10 protein-coding genes are annotated in these 13,773 nt (G+C 55.0%); all 10 read right to left on the bottom strand.

The annotated features are described in order from the left end of the window. Positions 1–66: 66 nt before the first annotated feature. The 10 genes from AC5S27_RS17135 to AC5S27_RS17090 all read right to left on the bottom strand — a co-directional run bounded on the left by AC5S27_RS17135 (position 67) and on the right by AC5S27_RS17090 (position 13,216). Positions 67–1,332, bottom strand: coding sequence for a sensor histidine kinase (locus tag AC5S27_RS17135; protein ID WP_493935783.1), 1,266 nt, complete (start codon positions 1,330–1,332; stop codon positions 67–69). 194 nt (positions 1,333–1,526) lie between these two features. Continuing rightward, on the bottom strand, positions 1,527–2,216 hold the full coding sequence (locus AC5S27_RS17130; RefSeq protein ID WP_493935782.1) for a response regulator transcription factor: 690 nt from the start codon (positions 2,214–2,216) through the stop codon (positions 1,527–1,529). 90 nt (positions 2,217–2,306) lie between these two features. Continuing rightward, positions 2,307–3,443, bottom strand: coding sequence for a phosphatidylinositol-specific phospholipase C1-like protein (locus AC5S27_RS17125; protein ID WP_493935781.1), 1,137 nt, complete (start codon positions 3,441–3,443; stop codon positions 2,307–2,309). 57 nt (positions 3,444–3,500) lie between these two features. Continuing rightward, positions 3,501–4,436, bottom strand: coding sequence for a metallophosphoesterase family protein (locus AC5S27_RS17120; protein ID WP_493935780.1), 936 nt, complete (start codon positions 4,434–4,436; stop codon positions 3,501–3,503). Between the two features lie 27 nt (positions 4,437–4,463). Beyond that, positions 4,464–8,000: a carboxypeptidase-like regulatory domain-containing protein gene (locus tag AC5S27_RS17115; protein ID WP_493935779.1), complete on the bottom strand. Its 3,537-nt coding sequence runs from the start codon at positions 7,998–8,000 to the stop codon at positions 4,464–4,466. A 323-nt stretch (positions 8,001–8,323) separates the two neighbouring features. After that, entirely contained in the window at positions 8,324–9,646 is a 1,323-nt protein-coding gene (locus AC5S27_RS17110; protein ID WP_493935778.1) for an amidohydrolase/deacetylase family metallohydrolase, read from the bottom strand. Between the two features lie 148 nt (positions 9,647–9,794). After that, positions 9,795–11,411: a PLP-dependent transferase gene (locus AC5S27_RS17105; RefSeq protein WP_493935777.1), complete on the bottom strand. Its 1,617-nt coding sequence runs from the start codon at positions 11,409–11,411 to the stop codon at positions 9,795–9,797. Positions 11,412–11,480: 69 nt separating this feature from the next. Continuing rightward, complete coding sequence (locus AC5S27_RS17100) at positions 11,481–11,966, bottom strand: RidA family protein (RefSeq protein ID WP_493935776.1); 486 nt, start codon at positions 11,964–11,966, stop codon at positions 11,481–11,483. A gap of 66 nt (positions 11,967–12,032) precedes the next feature. Beyond that, entirely contained in the window at positions 12,033–12,893 is an 861-nt protein-coding gene (locus AC5S27_RS17095) for an RraA family protein (RefSeq protein WP_493935775.1), read from the bottom strand. Between the two features lie 71 nt (positions 12,894–12,964). Beyond that, positions 12,965–13,216, bottom strand: coding sequence for a chitobiase/beta-hexosaminidase C-terminal domain-containing protein (locus AC5S27_RS17090; protein WP_493935774.1), 252 nt, complete (start codon positions 13,214–13,216; stop codon positions 12,965–12,967). Between the last annotated feature and the right edge of the window lie 557 nt (positions 13,217–13,773).

Raw genomic sequence — 13,773 nt, 5'->3', positions numbered from 1 at the left:
ATCGGTGGCTGCCGCTTCACTTACTATCCCATTGCAACCTTAAGCGTTACTGAAGAAGCGCCAGTATTACTGAAATTCTTTTTGAGTTTGCACAGGCTGAGACGAAGCGAGAGGGAGGCGAATGGACACGGTTGTACCGCGCTTCAGTTCGCTATGGATTGTAATTGCGCCACCGCAACGATCGGTGATGGCTTTGCAAATGGCCAATCCGAGGCCGGTGCCGCCGGTTCGCCTGCTGCGCGAAGGGTCGCTGCGGGAAAAACGCTCGAAGATGCGCGGCAGATCCTCGGCATCGATACCCTCGCCTTCATCACGAATCAGGATCTCTGCTACCCCATCCGCATCTTTAAGATCGATGTCGATATGCGAGTTAACCGGGCTATGCTGCAGGGCATTCATCAGAATGTTTGTAAAGAGCAGCTTCAACTCTTCTGGATCGATCTGGGCATTCAGAGACAGATCGCCGCTGATTGCAATCGCGATGCTGTTCACTTCCGCCATGGTATCGAGCTGACGAACGACAGCTTGGAGGCTCACATAGATCGGGGTGGCGGCAGTTGTTATTTGCGCTGCACTGTTATCCTCTAGCCTTGCCAGCGTGAGCATCTGCGCGACGATCGATTCCATCCGGGCGCAATCGTTCAGAACACGTTCTAACCCCGCCTCGTATTCAGGGGCTGTACGCTGCTTCATGCCCAGCAATTGAAGGGACGACTTCACGACGGCGACACTCGTTTTCAGTTCATGCGCGGCATCGCCGACAAATCTCTTCTGCTGCTCAAAGGACTGCTGGAGACCTTGCAGAACATTCTCAATGGCGTGCACAAGCGGGGTTAGCTCCTGCGTCTGGCGAGCCTCTTCCGGCGGCGCAAAATTCCATGATGTGACTGAGACACCGGCTGCTGCGTAAGCTAACTGGCGCAGCGGCGCAAGACCGCGATTCAACAGCCAGAACATGAGTATTCCCGTGGCGGCCAGAACCAGCAAACTGCTTAGCGCATAGAAGCCTGCGGCACGCAGAACGGCCTCCCACACGCGCTCGGTCGAGGCTCCGTAATAAATCGTTACGGCTCGGCGTATGCCACCGCCCTTGTCGCCGGGGTCGACGATTCGTTGGCCGGTGATTGCAATGACACGATATTCCTTGTGATTGAGTCTTACGCTGTAGTATCGCTCTTCGTTCCTATCTCCTTGATCGGATCGACGGTGCTTCTTTTCCACCAGAGCTGCCGAACCGGCCCAGTTTGCAGAACGGCCGAGCAGGCGTCCGTGGTCGTCGGTGACTTCGTAAATGTCATCTTTGGGCGCACTCACTTCTGTGCCGTCCAGCATGACGTTATCGGCGGCGTCTTCGGCATCCTGAACCGCGCCGAGCATAGAGTCCGCACGCCCTCGCAGCAGAATGTCGAAGGAGCGGAAATGGGTGTGCCGCTCGTAAACGATGGCCACACCAGTCACACATAGAGCGGATATTAGCTCCACGAAGAGAACGGTCACGATGAGACGCCGCGTGATGGAATAGGGTCTCAATCGATCGCCGCCTTGCGCGTAACGAGCCTGTAGCCGCGTCCCCGCAGCGTTTCGATGCTGCCGGCCTCTTCACTTCCGCCCAGTTTCTTGCGCAGATTTGAGACGTGGACTTCGATGACATTCGAGTGGTGCTCCCAGTTATAGTCGTAAAGGTGCTCGAGCAACTCCTGCTTGGAGACCACTACGCGAGGGCGATGCATCAAGTACTCAAGGATGCGATACTCCATGGGAGATAAGGTGATGGACTCGTTGGCCTTCTGCACCGTCTGTTCGAGCGTATTAAGCGAGAGATCGCCTGCGTGCAAAGTCGGATGAGCGACGCCCTTGCCTCGACGCACGAGCGCCTTCACGCGGGCCAGCAGTTCGCCCAGGTCGAATGGCTTGCTGAGATAGTCGTCGGCTCCCGCGTTCAGGAGACTGATGGTGGAGTGAACTTCGTCGCGTGCCGTGAGAATGAGGACGGGTGTCTGATCCTTCGCTGCACGAATGCGACGCAGCACAGTGGGCCCATCGAGCCTGGGAAGCATCAAATCGAGAAGGATCAGGTCGTAGCAGCGATTCTGCGCGAGCATCAACCCAGTCTCGCCGTCCTCCGCGCAGTCCACGGCAAACCCCGGGCCCTCGCGCAGAGCTGTGGCCACGTTCTCGGCCAGACGCAATTCGTCTTCGACGATTAACACCCGCATAGGTGCATTATCTACCCTTCGAGCTTAAGGTAGCCTGAAGACGGTCGGTCAGGCTGCCCTAAGCAGCGATGGAATGGCAAACACGGCGCATCAGGGTTGTACGCTGCATCCTGCCGGGGCATTGACAGGATTGCATCGAGCGACCGCATTGCCAGGCAGTGTGACGACGTAGTGGCCCTCCCAGCGGGCGGGCTCGTCCACTGGATAATCCGTGCTCAGCAGCTGTGCTCCGCTGGCCAGGCGGGAATCACGAGTGCTTGTGTCGTTTGCTCGTGCCTGTCGGGTGTCTGCGTCCGTACGGGAACGCACGAGATAACCCTCCTTCACCAGCTTCTGTATCTCTTCAACAGAGCCATCGTTTCGTTCTACGAAGGCTGCGTCTGGTTGACCCGGGTCAGCATTGGTGAAGATAACGCGGCCACGCAGCGAGGGATGCCCCGAGAGGTAGGTAGGACCGACAGGCTTTTGATCCATTAGAAACACTACTTTGCCGCGTGCTTCGGAAAGCGTCGGCCAATGGCCGGCGAGGATTGCTTCATTCAGCGTCTTGAAAGAACCGCGCACATCGTCGGGCGTGATCATTTCGCCGGGAGCGAAGACGGACCGAATCTCGGCATCGAGCGCGTCAAAGGTGGCGGCGGTGAAGGTCTCCGGGGTTGTGACTTCCAGTGCGCCTTCAGGCTTATCCTGCTTGGTCTCAAGGAGAACAAAGATTGGGATGTGATTGGGGTGTGCTTGTGACCATTGCCTCACCTGCGTGAGACAAGCGATGAAAGGCTGGCAGGTGCTGCGGTAGTCCACATCCTGTACGTGCATCACCTTGAAGCCTGACTTGAGCATCAATCCTTCCGGGTCGAAGTCCGGATCGGGAGGGAGCTTGGCCGAAGCAACCATCCTGGGCCCTGAAGGGTGGGCGTATAGACCACCCTTGCTATCGGCAAAGATGTCGAGTTCGATCTGGCGAACACCACTGTCGAACTGTTGCGGAAGCGGCTCATGTTTGTAGTCAAGGCCCTTATAGGCATTGGCATACTTCGCCTGCCATAGCTTGCTCTCACTCGGAGCAATGCCTGCGTGATAGCTGTTGTGCGTGCCGATCACCTGGATCTGGTTGAGCTTGAGCGCATCACTGGATGTCTGACCGTAAAGAATGCCTGTCGAGGAAAGAAGGAAAGCTGCGCTCGAGCACGCGGACAAGGACAGAATCCGGAAAGTGGAGGGAAGCATGTGATTTCCTTTGCGAGCTGTTGTGGCGTCTTGAATGTTGATCGAGCGAAATGAAGACTAAGCAGATCGATAAGGCTGGCTGTAGTGCGTGGCCCATTCGACGAGGTCTATATTCATGAAGCGCCAGGTTGCCAGCTTAGGATCAATCTCGATCAGCATATATGCATTGGGATCGTAGCGCGTGGCGGCCATGACATAATGCTGTGGCCCGTAGGTATGCGCGAAGTCGATCCACTTGTGCATGTGACCTGAAACAACGACCTGGATCGTGTCCTTATACTTGCGCAGCAGGGGATACAGACCATAGTCGCCGAACTCCATAGGCACATCCGAAATGAGCGGATAGTGAATGAAGACAAAGGTTGGCTTGTGCTGTTGCAACTGCGCTTCAAACCAATGTAGTTGCTCTTCGCCGAGCGAGCCAATTCCAGGGTTGAAGTCCGCTGCAGTATGGTCCTGCGTGCTGCCGAGGAAATTATTGAGATGGATGAACTTGTATCCTTTGTAATCGACCACAGAGTAGGGATCGGTATTGTACTTAGCCTTGAATAACCGGTGGCTCATCTCACGCGGTACGCGGCGCACATCGTAATCGTGATTCCCGAAGCCGAGGTGTACGGGCATCTTGAACTGATCCGTGATGGCCTTGGCATTGTCGAGGCGGGTGGTGTTCTTGAAGTAGAAGTCGTAGTCGGTCGACGGGTAGTTGTGGAAGTAATCGCCAATGAGGAAGACTTGCTCAATGGCTGGGTTGAGCGAGTTGATCAGGTTTCTTGCGGAGATGAGCCGTGGAGTTGTGACGAGGATGCTCTCGTTGTCTTCCACGCCGTTTTCACTTCCCTTCACGTAGAAGTCGTCAATGATGTGGGTATCGGCGATGAGTGCTATGTAGAACTTACCCGAGGAGGCCGAAGCCCGCTCAGCCCAGAGTTGATGGGTGAGCAGGCTGCCTAATGACGCGCCGGCAAGGGTGGTGAACTGTCTGCGATTCATAGTTCGGCTCCTCAGGTCTGTTAATGGTTAGAACACGATTTTGCCTGCGAACTGCAACACTCGAGGCGGGAAGATGGTGGATGCTGAAACAACGCCGAAGCTGCTGGACGTCGGGCTGAAGGTGCTGGAAGGAAAAGCATAGTTGGTTTGATTGAGCACGTTGAACGCCTCAAAGCGGAAGTCAAACTTGACGCTCTCAGGATACAGCGCGAAGGTCTTGTGCAGACCCATATCCAGTTGGTAGTAGGGATCAAAGCGCACTGAGTTGCGGCCCGCTGTGCCGTAGGGATGATTGTTATCGGGAAGGCTCAGCGCGGGATCCGTGACGTTGACAAAGACTTTGTTTTGCAGCACAACAAGGCCTTGATTTCCGTTGATCTTAACGCGCTCGCTTTTGGGAAGGACGATATTCCCGCTCTGATTGGGCCGCTGAACAAGCAACGGACTGACCTGCTGAAAGCTGTTCGGTGAGTAAGTGATGTTGACCGGAAGACCTGCGCTCGCATTTTCAATCGCGGTCAACTGCCAACCCCCCAGGACCTGCTGCATCAGGTAACCTGCACCGCTTCCGAAGGTACGTCCCTTTCCGTAAGGCAGGTCGTAAACCACGGACAGAACGTTGTTCAATGGCTGGTTGTATGCGGACGGTCCGCGATCCCCATTTGGATTGGCAAGGTTGATACGCGAATTGTCTCCGTCCGGCGTGTCGAGATGACCGGCAGCGTTGTCAATGGCACGTGACCACGTGAACGAGTCGAGCAGGTACAAACTATGACCGGCGCGGTGTTCCACTTTGGCCTGAAGCCCGTTGTACGAGAGGAAGCCTGCAGGTAACGTCTCCTCGATGGTGGTGAACGTCTTGATCGGACGACGTGCTGCAAGCGAAAGGCAACCAGACGAGACGGTTGCGTTGCAAGTAGGAGTGACCGCATTTGGCGCGGACTGGTTCAAGTCGGCAAGCACTTGTAATTTCACGCCATGCGAGCCGACATACGCGGCCTCCAGCGTGGTTGAGGGACCGATCTGTCGCTGCACGGTGAGATGCCAGGCTTGCACGTAACCGGTAGGTAGATTTTTGGGAATGTAACGTGCCTGAGCGGTGAGGTTGCTGGCAGCCGTGACGTTCGAGGGACTGGTAAAGCCATCGGGATAGCCCTGGCTGGTGGTGCGGAAGCACGGCGTAGGATTGGTGGAATTGAAGGGTGCAGTAGCCTGTGCGTCCGTGCAGACAGGCAGCAACTTCTGCGAACCAGTCACTGCAGGATCGGCAAACTGCGGAGCTTGCACGATATTGGTGTTAACGATGTTGGGCAGGTTGTACACCAGCAGATTCTCGCCGCCTTCGCGATTGTACTGGGCAAAACTCAGTCCGTAGCCTGCGCGTACAACGGTCTTTGGATCGATAGAATAGGCAACACCGAGACGTGGGGCAAAGTCGAGCTTGGGCATGTTGACCAGGGCGCGATCATAGATCGAGCCGGAGTGAGCCCTGATGAGCGACTGTGTGCCCGGGTCATAGTTTGCAAGCTTGTTGTCCGACTCCCACTGCGGTGTAGCCAACTCGTAGCGCAGACCTGCGTTGAGGGTGAGCTTAGAGGTAAGACGAATATCGTCCTGGAAATAGAAGTAGTGCATGCGCTGGTTGAGATGCACCACGACGAAATTGTTCAGCTGGAATGTGTCGCGCGCACCGAAGAGAAAGTCCGCCAGTGAAACAGCTTCTTTGGTGCCTGTATCGGCGCCGCTCAATGCGCTTGCCGTTGCTCCCGTAAAGCTATAGCCGCCGTTATACGTGTCTTGTCCGTAGGTTGGGTTGAAGTCGTCAATCTTCGTGAAGATTGCCTGATACTCGTAGCCGACCTTGTATGTGCTGCGTCCGTGAATCTGCGTGTAGTTGATCTTCGGATTGAAGATATATGGATTCTGAAACTGAGGATTGCTGCCCTGGTTGCCAAATTGCGAAAAACCATTGACGCTCTGCACGTTCAGGCTGCGTACAACGACGGGGTCCGTCGGTAATCCTGGGATACCGGTCATCAGGCTGGGTAGATTGGCGCCATAGGGACCTTTGCCGCCGTCGGTCAGAGTGAAGGCGAAACGCGCATCAAGGATGGAATTCTGGTTGAAGACATGCGTCGCACCGATGGCCGCTTGTTGATTGAAGATCTTCACATGGCCATTGCTGTTGCCGCCTGCCGGGCCCTGGATGTTCGGTGGTGAAAGGATCAATGCCTGGTGCTCGCTGTAGCGGAAGAAGGCGGTCGTCTTTGGACTCACGGTAGCGTCCATGCGGATATCGCCCTTATCGTCATTGATTGTATCCGCCGGCAAGGAAGCGTAATTGTTCGAGAATGGATCGCCGGGCACATTAGGAGCAGGGAGAGCAGCAAGAACACCTTTGGCGAAGGAGGAGACAGATGGGTCGGTGAATGGAATGACGCCGTTACTGTACGTTTGTCCCGTCAGAGGATTACGCAGAGGTACAGGCGTTCCCGTTTCTGTGCCGCCGCTCGCAGTCAAGAAGGTATAACCGCCGTTAGCCTTGGCAAGATCGCTTGTGCCGTACTGGTTCGCCGTGGGAACCGTAGCGAGATTTACAGCGTGTACGACCTGGCGTGTTCCTTCGTAGTCGCCGAAAATAAAGATGCGATCTTTCCATACCGGTCCGCCCAGTGTTCCGCCGAACTGATTGCGAAGAAGAATTGGTTTCTGCGGTGCGCCGGTGAGGGGATTTTTCGGAGGCGTAAAGGGGCCGATCGCGTTGAATGCTGTGTTACGAATGTAGTCGTAAGCCTTGCCATGGAAGCTGTTGGTGCCGCTGCGGATGCTGACATTGATGACAGCGCCGGCGGAGCGGCCGTATTCTGCGCTGTAGTTGTCTGTCTCAACGCGGAATTCGGAGATGGCATCGGGAGACGGTGGAATCGCCTGGTTCGAGAACCCCTGATTTGAAGTACCGTAAGCGTTGTTGTCCAGGCCGTCGAGAAGGAAGTTGTTGAACTCACTGCGTTGACCATTCACGTTGAAGGAGGCATCACGGCTGCTGTCGGATGTGTTCTCCAGAGTATTGCGACGAACACCCGGAACAAGCGCAGCGAGATCAGCATAAGCGCGGCCGTTCAGCGGAAGATTTTCTACTTCGCGCGTACCGATCACTTGGCCGCGTTCACTCGAATCGGTCTCAAGCAGCTGAGCGGCATCACTGACTGTTACCACTTCGCTGGCCGCGCCAACTTTGAGTGTTACATCGACGCGTTGGTGCGCATTCACCTGGACCAGAAACGCAGCGGTGGTAGAGGTACCGAAGCCAGTAGCCTGGGACGTGACTTCGTAACTGCCTACCTTCACATCGGTGAATTGATAGGCACCCTGAGCGTCAGTCGTCACGGTGACCTGACCCTTGGTCTCTTCGTTGATGAGGGTAACAGTTGCGTTGGCCACTGCTGCTCCGGAAGGGTCGCGGACGTATCCGAGGACTGAGGCGGTTTCGAATTGGGCAAAAGCCGCGACTGCATTGAGCAACAGCAGACATGCGAATGCAGCGAGCAAGTAGATGCGTTTCATGGTCAGCTCCGAGGTGCAAATTCTGTCAAATGATTTTGGTAACAAATGCAGCGGGCCCGGCCTTTATGGGAGAACAAATTAGACAGCGGCTCAGGGAATAGTCAAATTGCTCCGCTACACTGGGTCGCACTCACGTCCGGGTGACTTGCCCGGACCTGAGATCACAAACTCGCTCTATTTAACCGCATCAATGTAAATTCATTGTGAATGTAAAGTGTTTTGTGTTGCAGACACGAAAGAGAAGACGCCCGGCTTCGTTTGGCTGCTTGAGGTCAAAGGGCGAACGCTTGGATGTGGTCCTGATAGCCTGAGGATGGAACAGTTCAGTGCGGCTTATCAGCAGTCTTCTGCTCTTCTATATGTGGCGCAAACGTGGTCCAGCGAGATGCTTTCTCTGCGTTTGGTCCCGGGGCCGCGTCCCAGGGAGTTGCGCTGATGCCGTTCAGATCGTAGACAATTTTCCCATCCTTTACGGTGAGCTCACAAATAATCTTCTGGGTGCCTGTAAGCCTACGGTTGACCATATCCGTAAAGCCGAAGTGACCCTGTTCCACGCGTAAAACCACGACATCGGCGATTGCGCCTTCTGACAGATTCCCTAATTCCTCATGCTTGATCTCGCGTGCGGGATTTGCTGTCATCTCTGCGATCACGTCCTTGAATGGCACTCCGATATTGAGAATTTTGTCAGCTACATTGAGTTCGTCTTTCATTGCGCTGTTCATGCTGCTGATGTGCAGGTCGGTAGAGATGGAATCAGGTATGAAGCCAGCTTTTATCATCGGGATGGCAAGCGACCATTTGAAGCTGCCTCCTCCCTGACCTACATCAAAATAAATGCCGCGCTTTCTTCCTTCCAATAGGCCAGCACTGGGACCGAGTGTGACGGCATCCTGCTCGTGGCGCAGGCCAGAGTACATGTGCGTATAGATATCGCCCGGCCGGAGTTTGCTTGTGAGCAGATCGTAGATGGGGCGGGTTGGCCGATCAGTGCCGAAGTCAACCATCACCGGAATATTTGCTTTGGTACCCGCAATGACTGCCTGTTCTACAGGCTTCCAATCGGGACCTTCGTAGTGTGCGGTCTTGATTCCAACTATTGTCGCGGGGTACTTGAGCGCCATTGCGGCGGTCACTTGCCCATCCATGTCTGCGGTGTTGTTTTCAAATGCTGGTCCGCGCATTCCCGCACCCACGATGTTCAACATTGCGAAGACGCGCGTCTTTGAACGGTCAATGATCCGCTGCTTGAAGTCTTCGAAGTTGCGCCACCCCGAACTGCCTGCATCTACGACCGTGGTGACGCCGGTACGAAATGTAAATCCATCCGGCGCCACGCTGTTGTCGCCCGCGTAGGAGTCGCGTTCGCCGGTGCCGGCATAGACATGGACGTGAATGTCGATGAGCCCAGGAGTAACATAGAGCCCTTTGACATCGATCGTCTTGAGCGCTGCATTCGAAGGAATATGCGCTGCAACTTTGCCAATCTTGCCATCTTTGATGGCAACATCCATTCTTGCGTCAATGTTGTTTTTGGCATCGATCACATGTCCACCTTGCAGCAGGAGGTCATAGACCGGAGCAGGGGATTGCGCCGTAGCTCTCTCAAGGGAAAATAGCAGGATGGAGATTCCGAGTGTAAGCATGAAAGCAGTGCGCCGAGACCAAAAACAAGGCTGCATTAGTGAACCTCTGGTTGAAAAAAGGTGCAGTTAGTACGCAACTCTTATGGCTCTATCGCGGTTTGAAGCACAGGGATGCGGTTCAAGTTGAGACTTGATTCTCGCAGGGAGTTCAGGCGCGTGTGGCCTTCCAGGTCGCGTCGCCGTATTCGCCCAGGTGTACCGTACCGGTCATGCTGCCGCCGTCGACCTTACCTTTGAATGTCCATGGAATCTCGTTGCCGCTGACCGCCATCGAGGAATGCAATTCGATCTCAGTGGCGTGTATGCTTCCTTTGATATCCGCCTGGTACAGTTCACCTTGCTGCTTGCCTGTAATGCTGTTGCCGCTTTGTTCAAGCGCGAAGTGCTGCTCACCAACGCCTCGCGTGTATTGGATGGAGACTGCCCACTTCCCCTGGACCTTGGCAGGCTCCCCTGAGGGGATAACGGGATCGTCGTAGTGACCTGGTTGCGTAAGGCCGAGATAGATTGCTTCGGCAACGATGGTCTCCTCGCCTGCGTCCATCATGTAGGGCATGATGGTGATGGAACTTGCCATGTTATCCGGCCTTGTGCCCGTCCCGCTATCGACAAGAATGCGCGGAGTGCCAGCGTCCAGGCGTGCTACCAGTTCCGTGCCTGTAATCTTCAATTGTGTAGCATCCCAGTGAATGCGTAGCCGCTGCGACTTGTTCGACAGGTCTTCCGGCTGCAAGTATTCGGTCGTGACGGAAGGCAGGCCTTTCACTCGTCCTTCGATGTGCTGCAACCACGAGACCCACTGGCGCTGTTCTGCTTCATGATCGCGTTTGTACCACTGGCGCACTGCGGCCAGCAGTCCCATAGTCTCTTCCTTACTACACTTGTAGGCGCGTCCGTAGTTGTGATGCGGTGCTGCCTGAAAATATGCCGCCCGACAGAGATCTTTCTGGCCAATCATCATTCCCGAGGACTGCGGACCGCGCAGGCATTTGCCACCGGAATAACCTACCAGCGTGGCCCCATGTTGAATATGGATATTCGGCACTAGGGGTTCCTCGGCAGCCGCGTCCACAAACACCGGGATGTCTTTCTCCTTAGCGATGGAACAGATATTGGGAATGCTCAACGGTCCTTGCTCGGCAGCGGGACTGGAAAGGATATAGATCATTGCGGTCCGTTTGGAGATTTTACTTCTCAACTGCTCCGCTGAGTCCACTTCGACGATCTCAGCGCCTGTCATCCGGATACCGAAGTCGTATGGGTTGCGTGAATGCGATGGAACAATCACCTGATCGCGTGCCTTGATATAAGGCAAAGCCTGCGACTTCTCAGGATCGGTTCCTGCAATACAGGCAATGGTGGCAAGAGCAATAGCCGCTTCGCAGCCAGTCGTTGCAATGCCCCACTCTGCGCCAGTCAATTGGCCGAGCTCTTTCCCCACGGCATCCATCAGTTCATCAAGATGAACGAAGTAGTGCGAAGCCTCAAACATCGCCTGCTTCACCTGCGGCAATGACCGCGAACCGCTGATAATGGTAAAGGTTCCGCGTGCATTCAGCAGGGGACGAACACCGATTCTCGTATAGAGATTGTTGGATTCTGAGCCTTCTCGCTGCGGCAGTGTCATGCTGTCGCCATGCTCCGAAGACGGGCCAGCGTTTGCTGCGGTTGGTGAAATAGCCGCAACTGCTCCCATAGCGGAGAGGAGCCCGGACTGCTTGATGAGTTGACGCCGCGACCAGAGCTTCGATGGAAAAATGGGCATGATGGCTGCTATTCCTTTACATTGCGATGTCGTTGTAGGAACTGTTCAGAACGTTCAAGGCGCGCTGCTTCAGATGTAAGCGATGAGATCAATCTCGACCAGAGAGTTTCCTGGAATACCGCCGGCAGGGGCAACTGTCGTACGGACTGGCGGCACCTTGCCCCAGCGCCCTGCATAGACCGTATTCATCTTAGCCCAGTCGTTGATGTCGTTGAGGTAGACGTTGACCTTCAGCACCTTTTCCATCGACGATCCAGCCGCGATGAGGGTTTGCTCCAACTCATCCAGCACATGCTTGGTGTGTTCCTCGATCGTCCCCTTGAAATGCGCGCCGACGCCTGCGAGGAAAAGAAGGTTTCCGTAAGATACTGCGCTTGAAAAGAGCGGTGGAGCGGCTGGTGCAGAATCTGCATTGGCCTTCGTGGGATAGGACTTCTTCTCCAGTTTGCTGGGTGACTGCGCCTCTGCAGATGGTATGGATAGCGTGCCGCCTGTCACGGCCGCCGCGGTGGTAACTGCGCTCTTCAGCAGGTTTCGTCTTGATTGCTTTTGCATGGAATCTCCTTACCTTCGAATGATGAGCGATGGGCCGTCGCGCTGCACACAACTATGGTCAGGCAGCTAGATTCTGCCGAACTGCTTGACTGCTTCAACGATTGAGTGCAGCTTCTCAATGACCGGATACATCGCATGTTCACTGTAATCCAACTGCTGTGCGCGAATGAGAACCTCAGCTGCATGTTCGCGGGGAACGACCACTACCCCATCCTGGTCTGCCACAATGATGTCATTGGCCCTTACGGTTACGCCGTCGCATTGGATCGGTATGTTACTGCCCTCGAATCGATAATGGTGGACAGAGGTGGAGGGAACGCTGCCCGTCGAATAGACAGGGAACGCGATGCGCTTCAACTGAGCGACGTCGCGTACGCCACCATCGATTACGGCACCCGAGAACCCTCGCGCAGACATTGCGGTGCCCATGAGACCGCCCATCCCCGCGATGTCGGAGCCATCCTCCACGAGCATCACATACACAGATCCCGCGCCCCCTGAGTCAATTGCATGCAGCATACCGCTTAGGGCATCCGGGTCGTTGTTTTCCTGCTTGACCAGCTTCACGGTCAGCGCGAATCCAGCAAATTTCGTTGGGAAAATCGCCTGCATGTGATGGGACATATAGCTCTTCCTGTGCAGCAATTGCTCGATTGCATCGGAGACGGATGCCGCCTCAACATGCCGGTAAGCCTCAACCATGGCGGCCGGATCGCTGTTGTATTCGGCGGCAGTCGTGAACTTCTGGGCCGCCAGGATGGTCGCTACTGAGAGCGTAGACACCATTGCGACCGATACCCATGCCAGAGTGCGCGCCGACCTTCGAAAGGGTCCCAGTTTGGATTTTGGATTCACCTGCATCATGATCTTCAAGAGGATGATAACGCGCGTCCGCCTTGGGCTGCTCTCAAAAATGCAGTTGCTCAAGAGGCGGCTCTAGAATCGAGCTTTGCTGTACCGTCATCCGGCACGGTCATCGGAAAGATCCAACATCGTCGCTACCTCGGACGAGCCAGACGAGCGTCAGGCGCGATCGCGATGGCGTTTACGGCCTCGCTTTCATTTACTGTAATGGGTGAGGAGTAGATGGCTGACGACGCCGTTGCAGCGCTGCCATCAGTGGTGTAGTGGATGACGGCACCGGGAGTCACGTCCGTCAGAGAGGCGTTCTGCGCAGTGGTGTACGTGCCTGCGGCTACTGAGAATGCAGGTGCCTGCGTGTTCGAATTCTGCCAAGTGAGGACCGCCATGGAAAACAGCGGTAGGTAAAGGACCGTTGTCGCATTAACGCTACTCAGCGAACTTTTTGTGGTCTGGACGCTATCTGCAAACTCGTTGCTGTCGGTGATGTTTGCGGAAGTAAGCTGCCTACTCACGTCTCGACACGATTTACGAAGATGAAAGCGTTCGATGAATATAGAGTCTGTCTAGCGTTTTTATAATGTTGGAGATAAGCGATTCATTACTTTCAGAATTCGATAAGTTTCGATGAGGAAATGCACCTCAAAGTTGCAGTACTAGACGAACCTTACTTAACGTTACCCTGTAGGCATTTTGGGGATTATCAATACAACGCTTCTGTGTCAATACGTCGTAGATATCCCGAAGCGCTATCTTGGGAATCTTGCAGTGAACCCTCTCGCGGCAATTCCGACTCCTTCGCCGCCCTTTGGCGCACCCGAATCCACGCCGCCTCGATATCAAAGTAGACTGCATCTAACGCTGCGAGGTCACAAAATATGCGTCCATTTACGTGGGTAGTGTTGGCTGCTTGCGCAGTTGCAGCGACGAAACTGTTTGTCCAAGC

It is taken from the genome of Acidicapsa borealis, assembly GCF_059115245.1.
The sequence above is the reverse complement of the archived record's forward strand: the minus strand, read 5'-3'. Positions and strand labels throughout refer to the sequence as shown.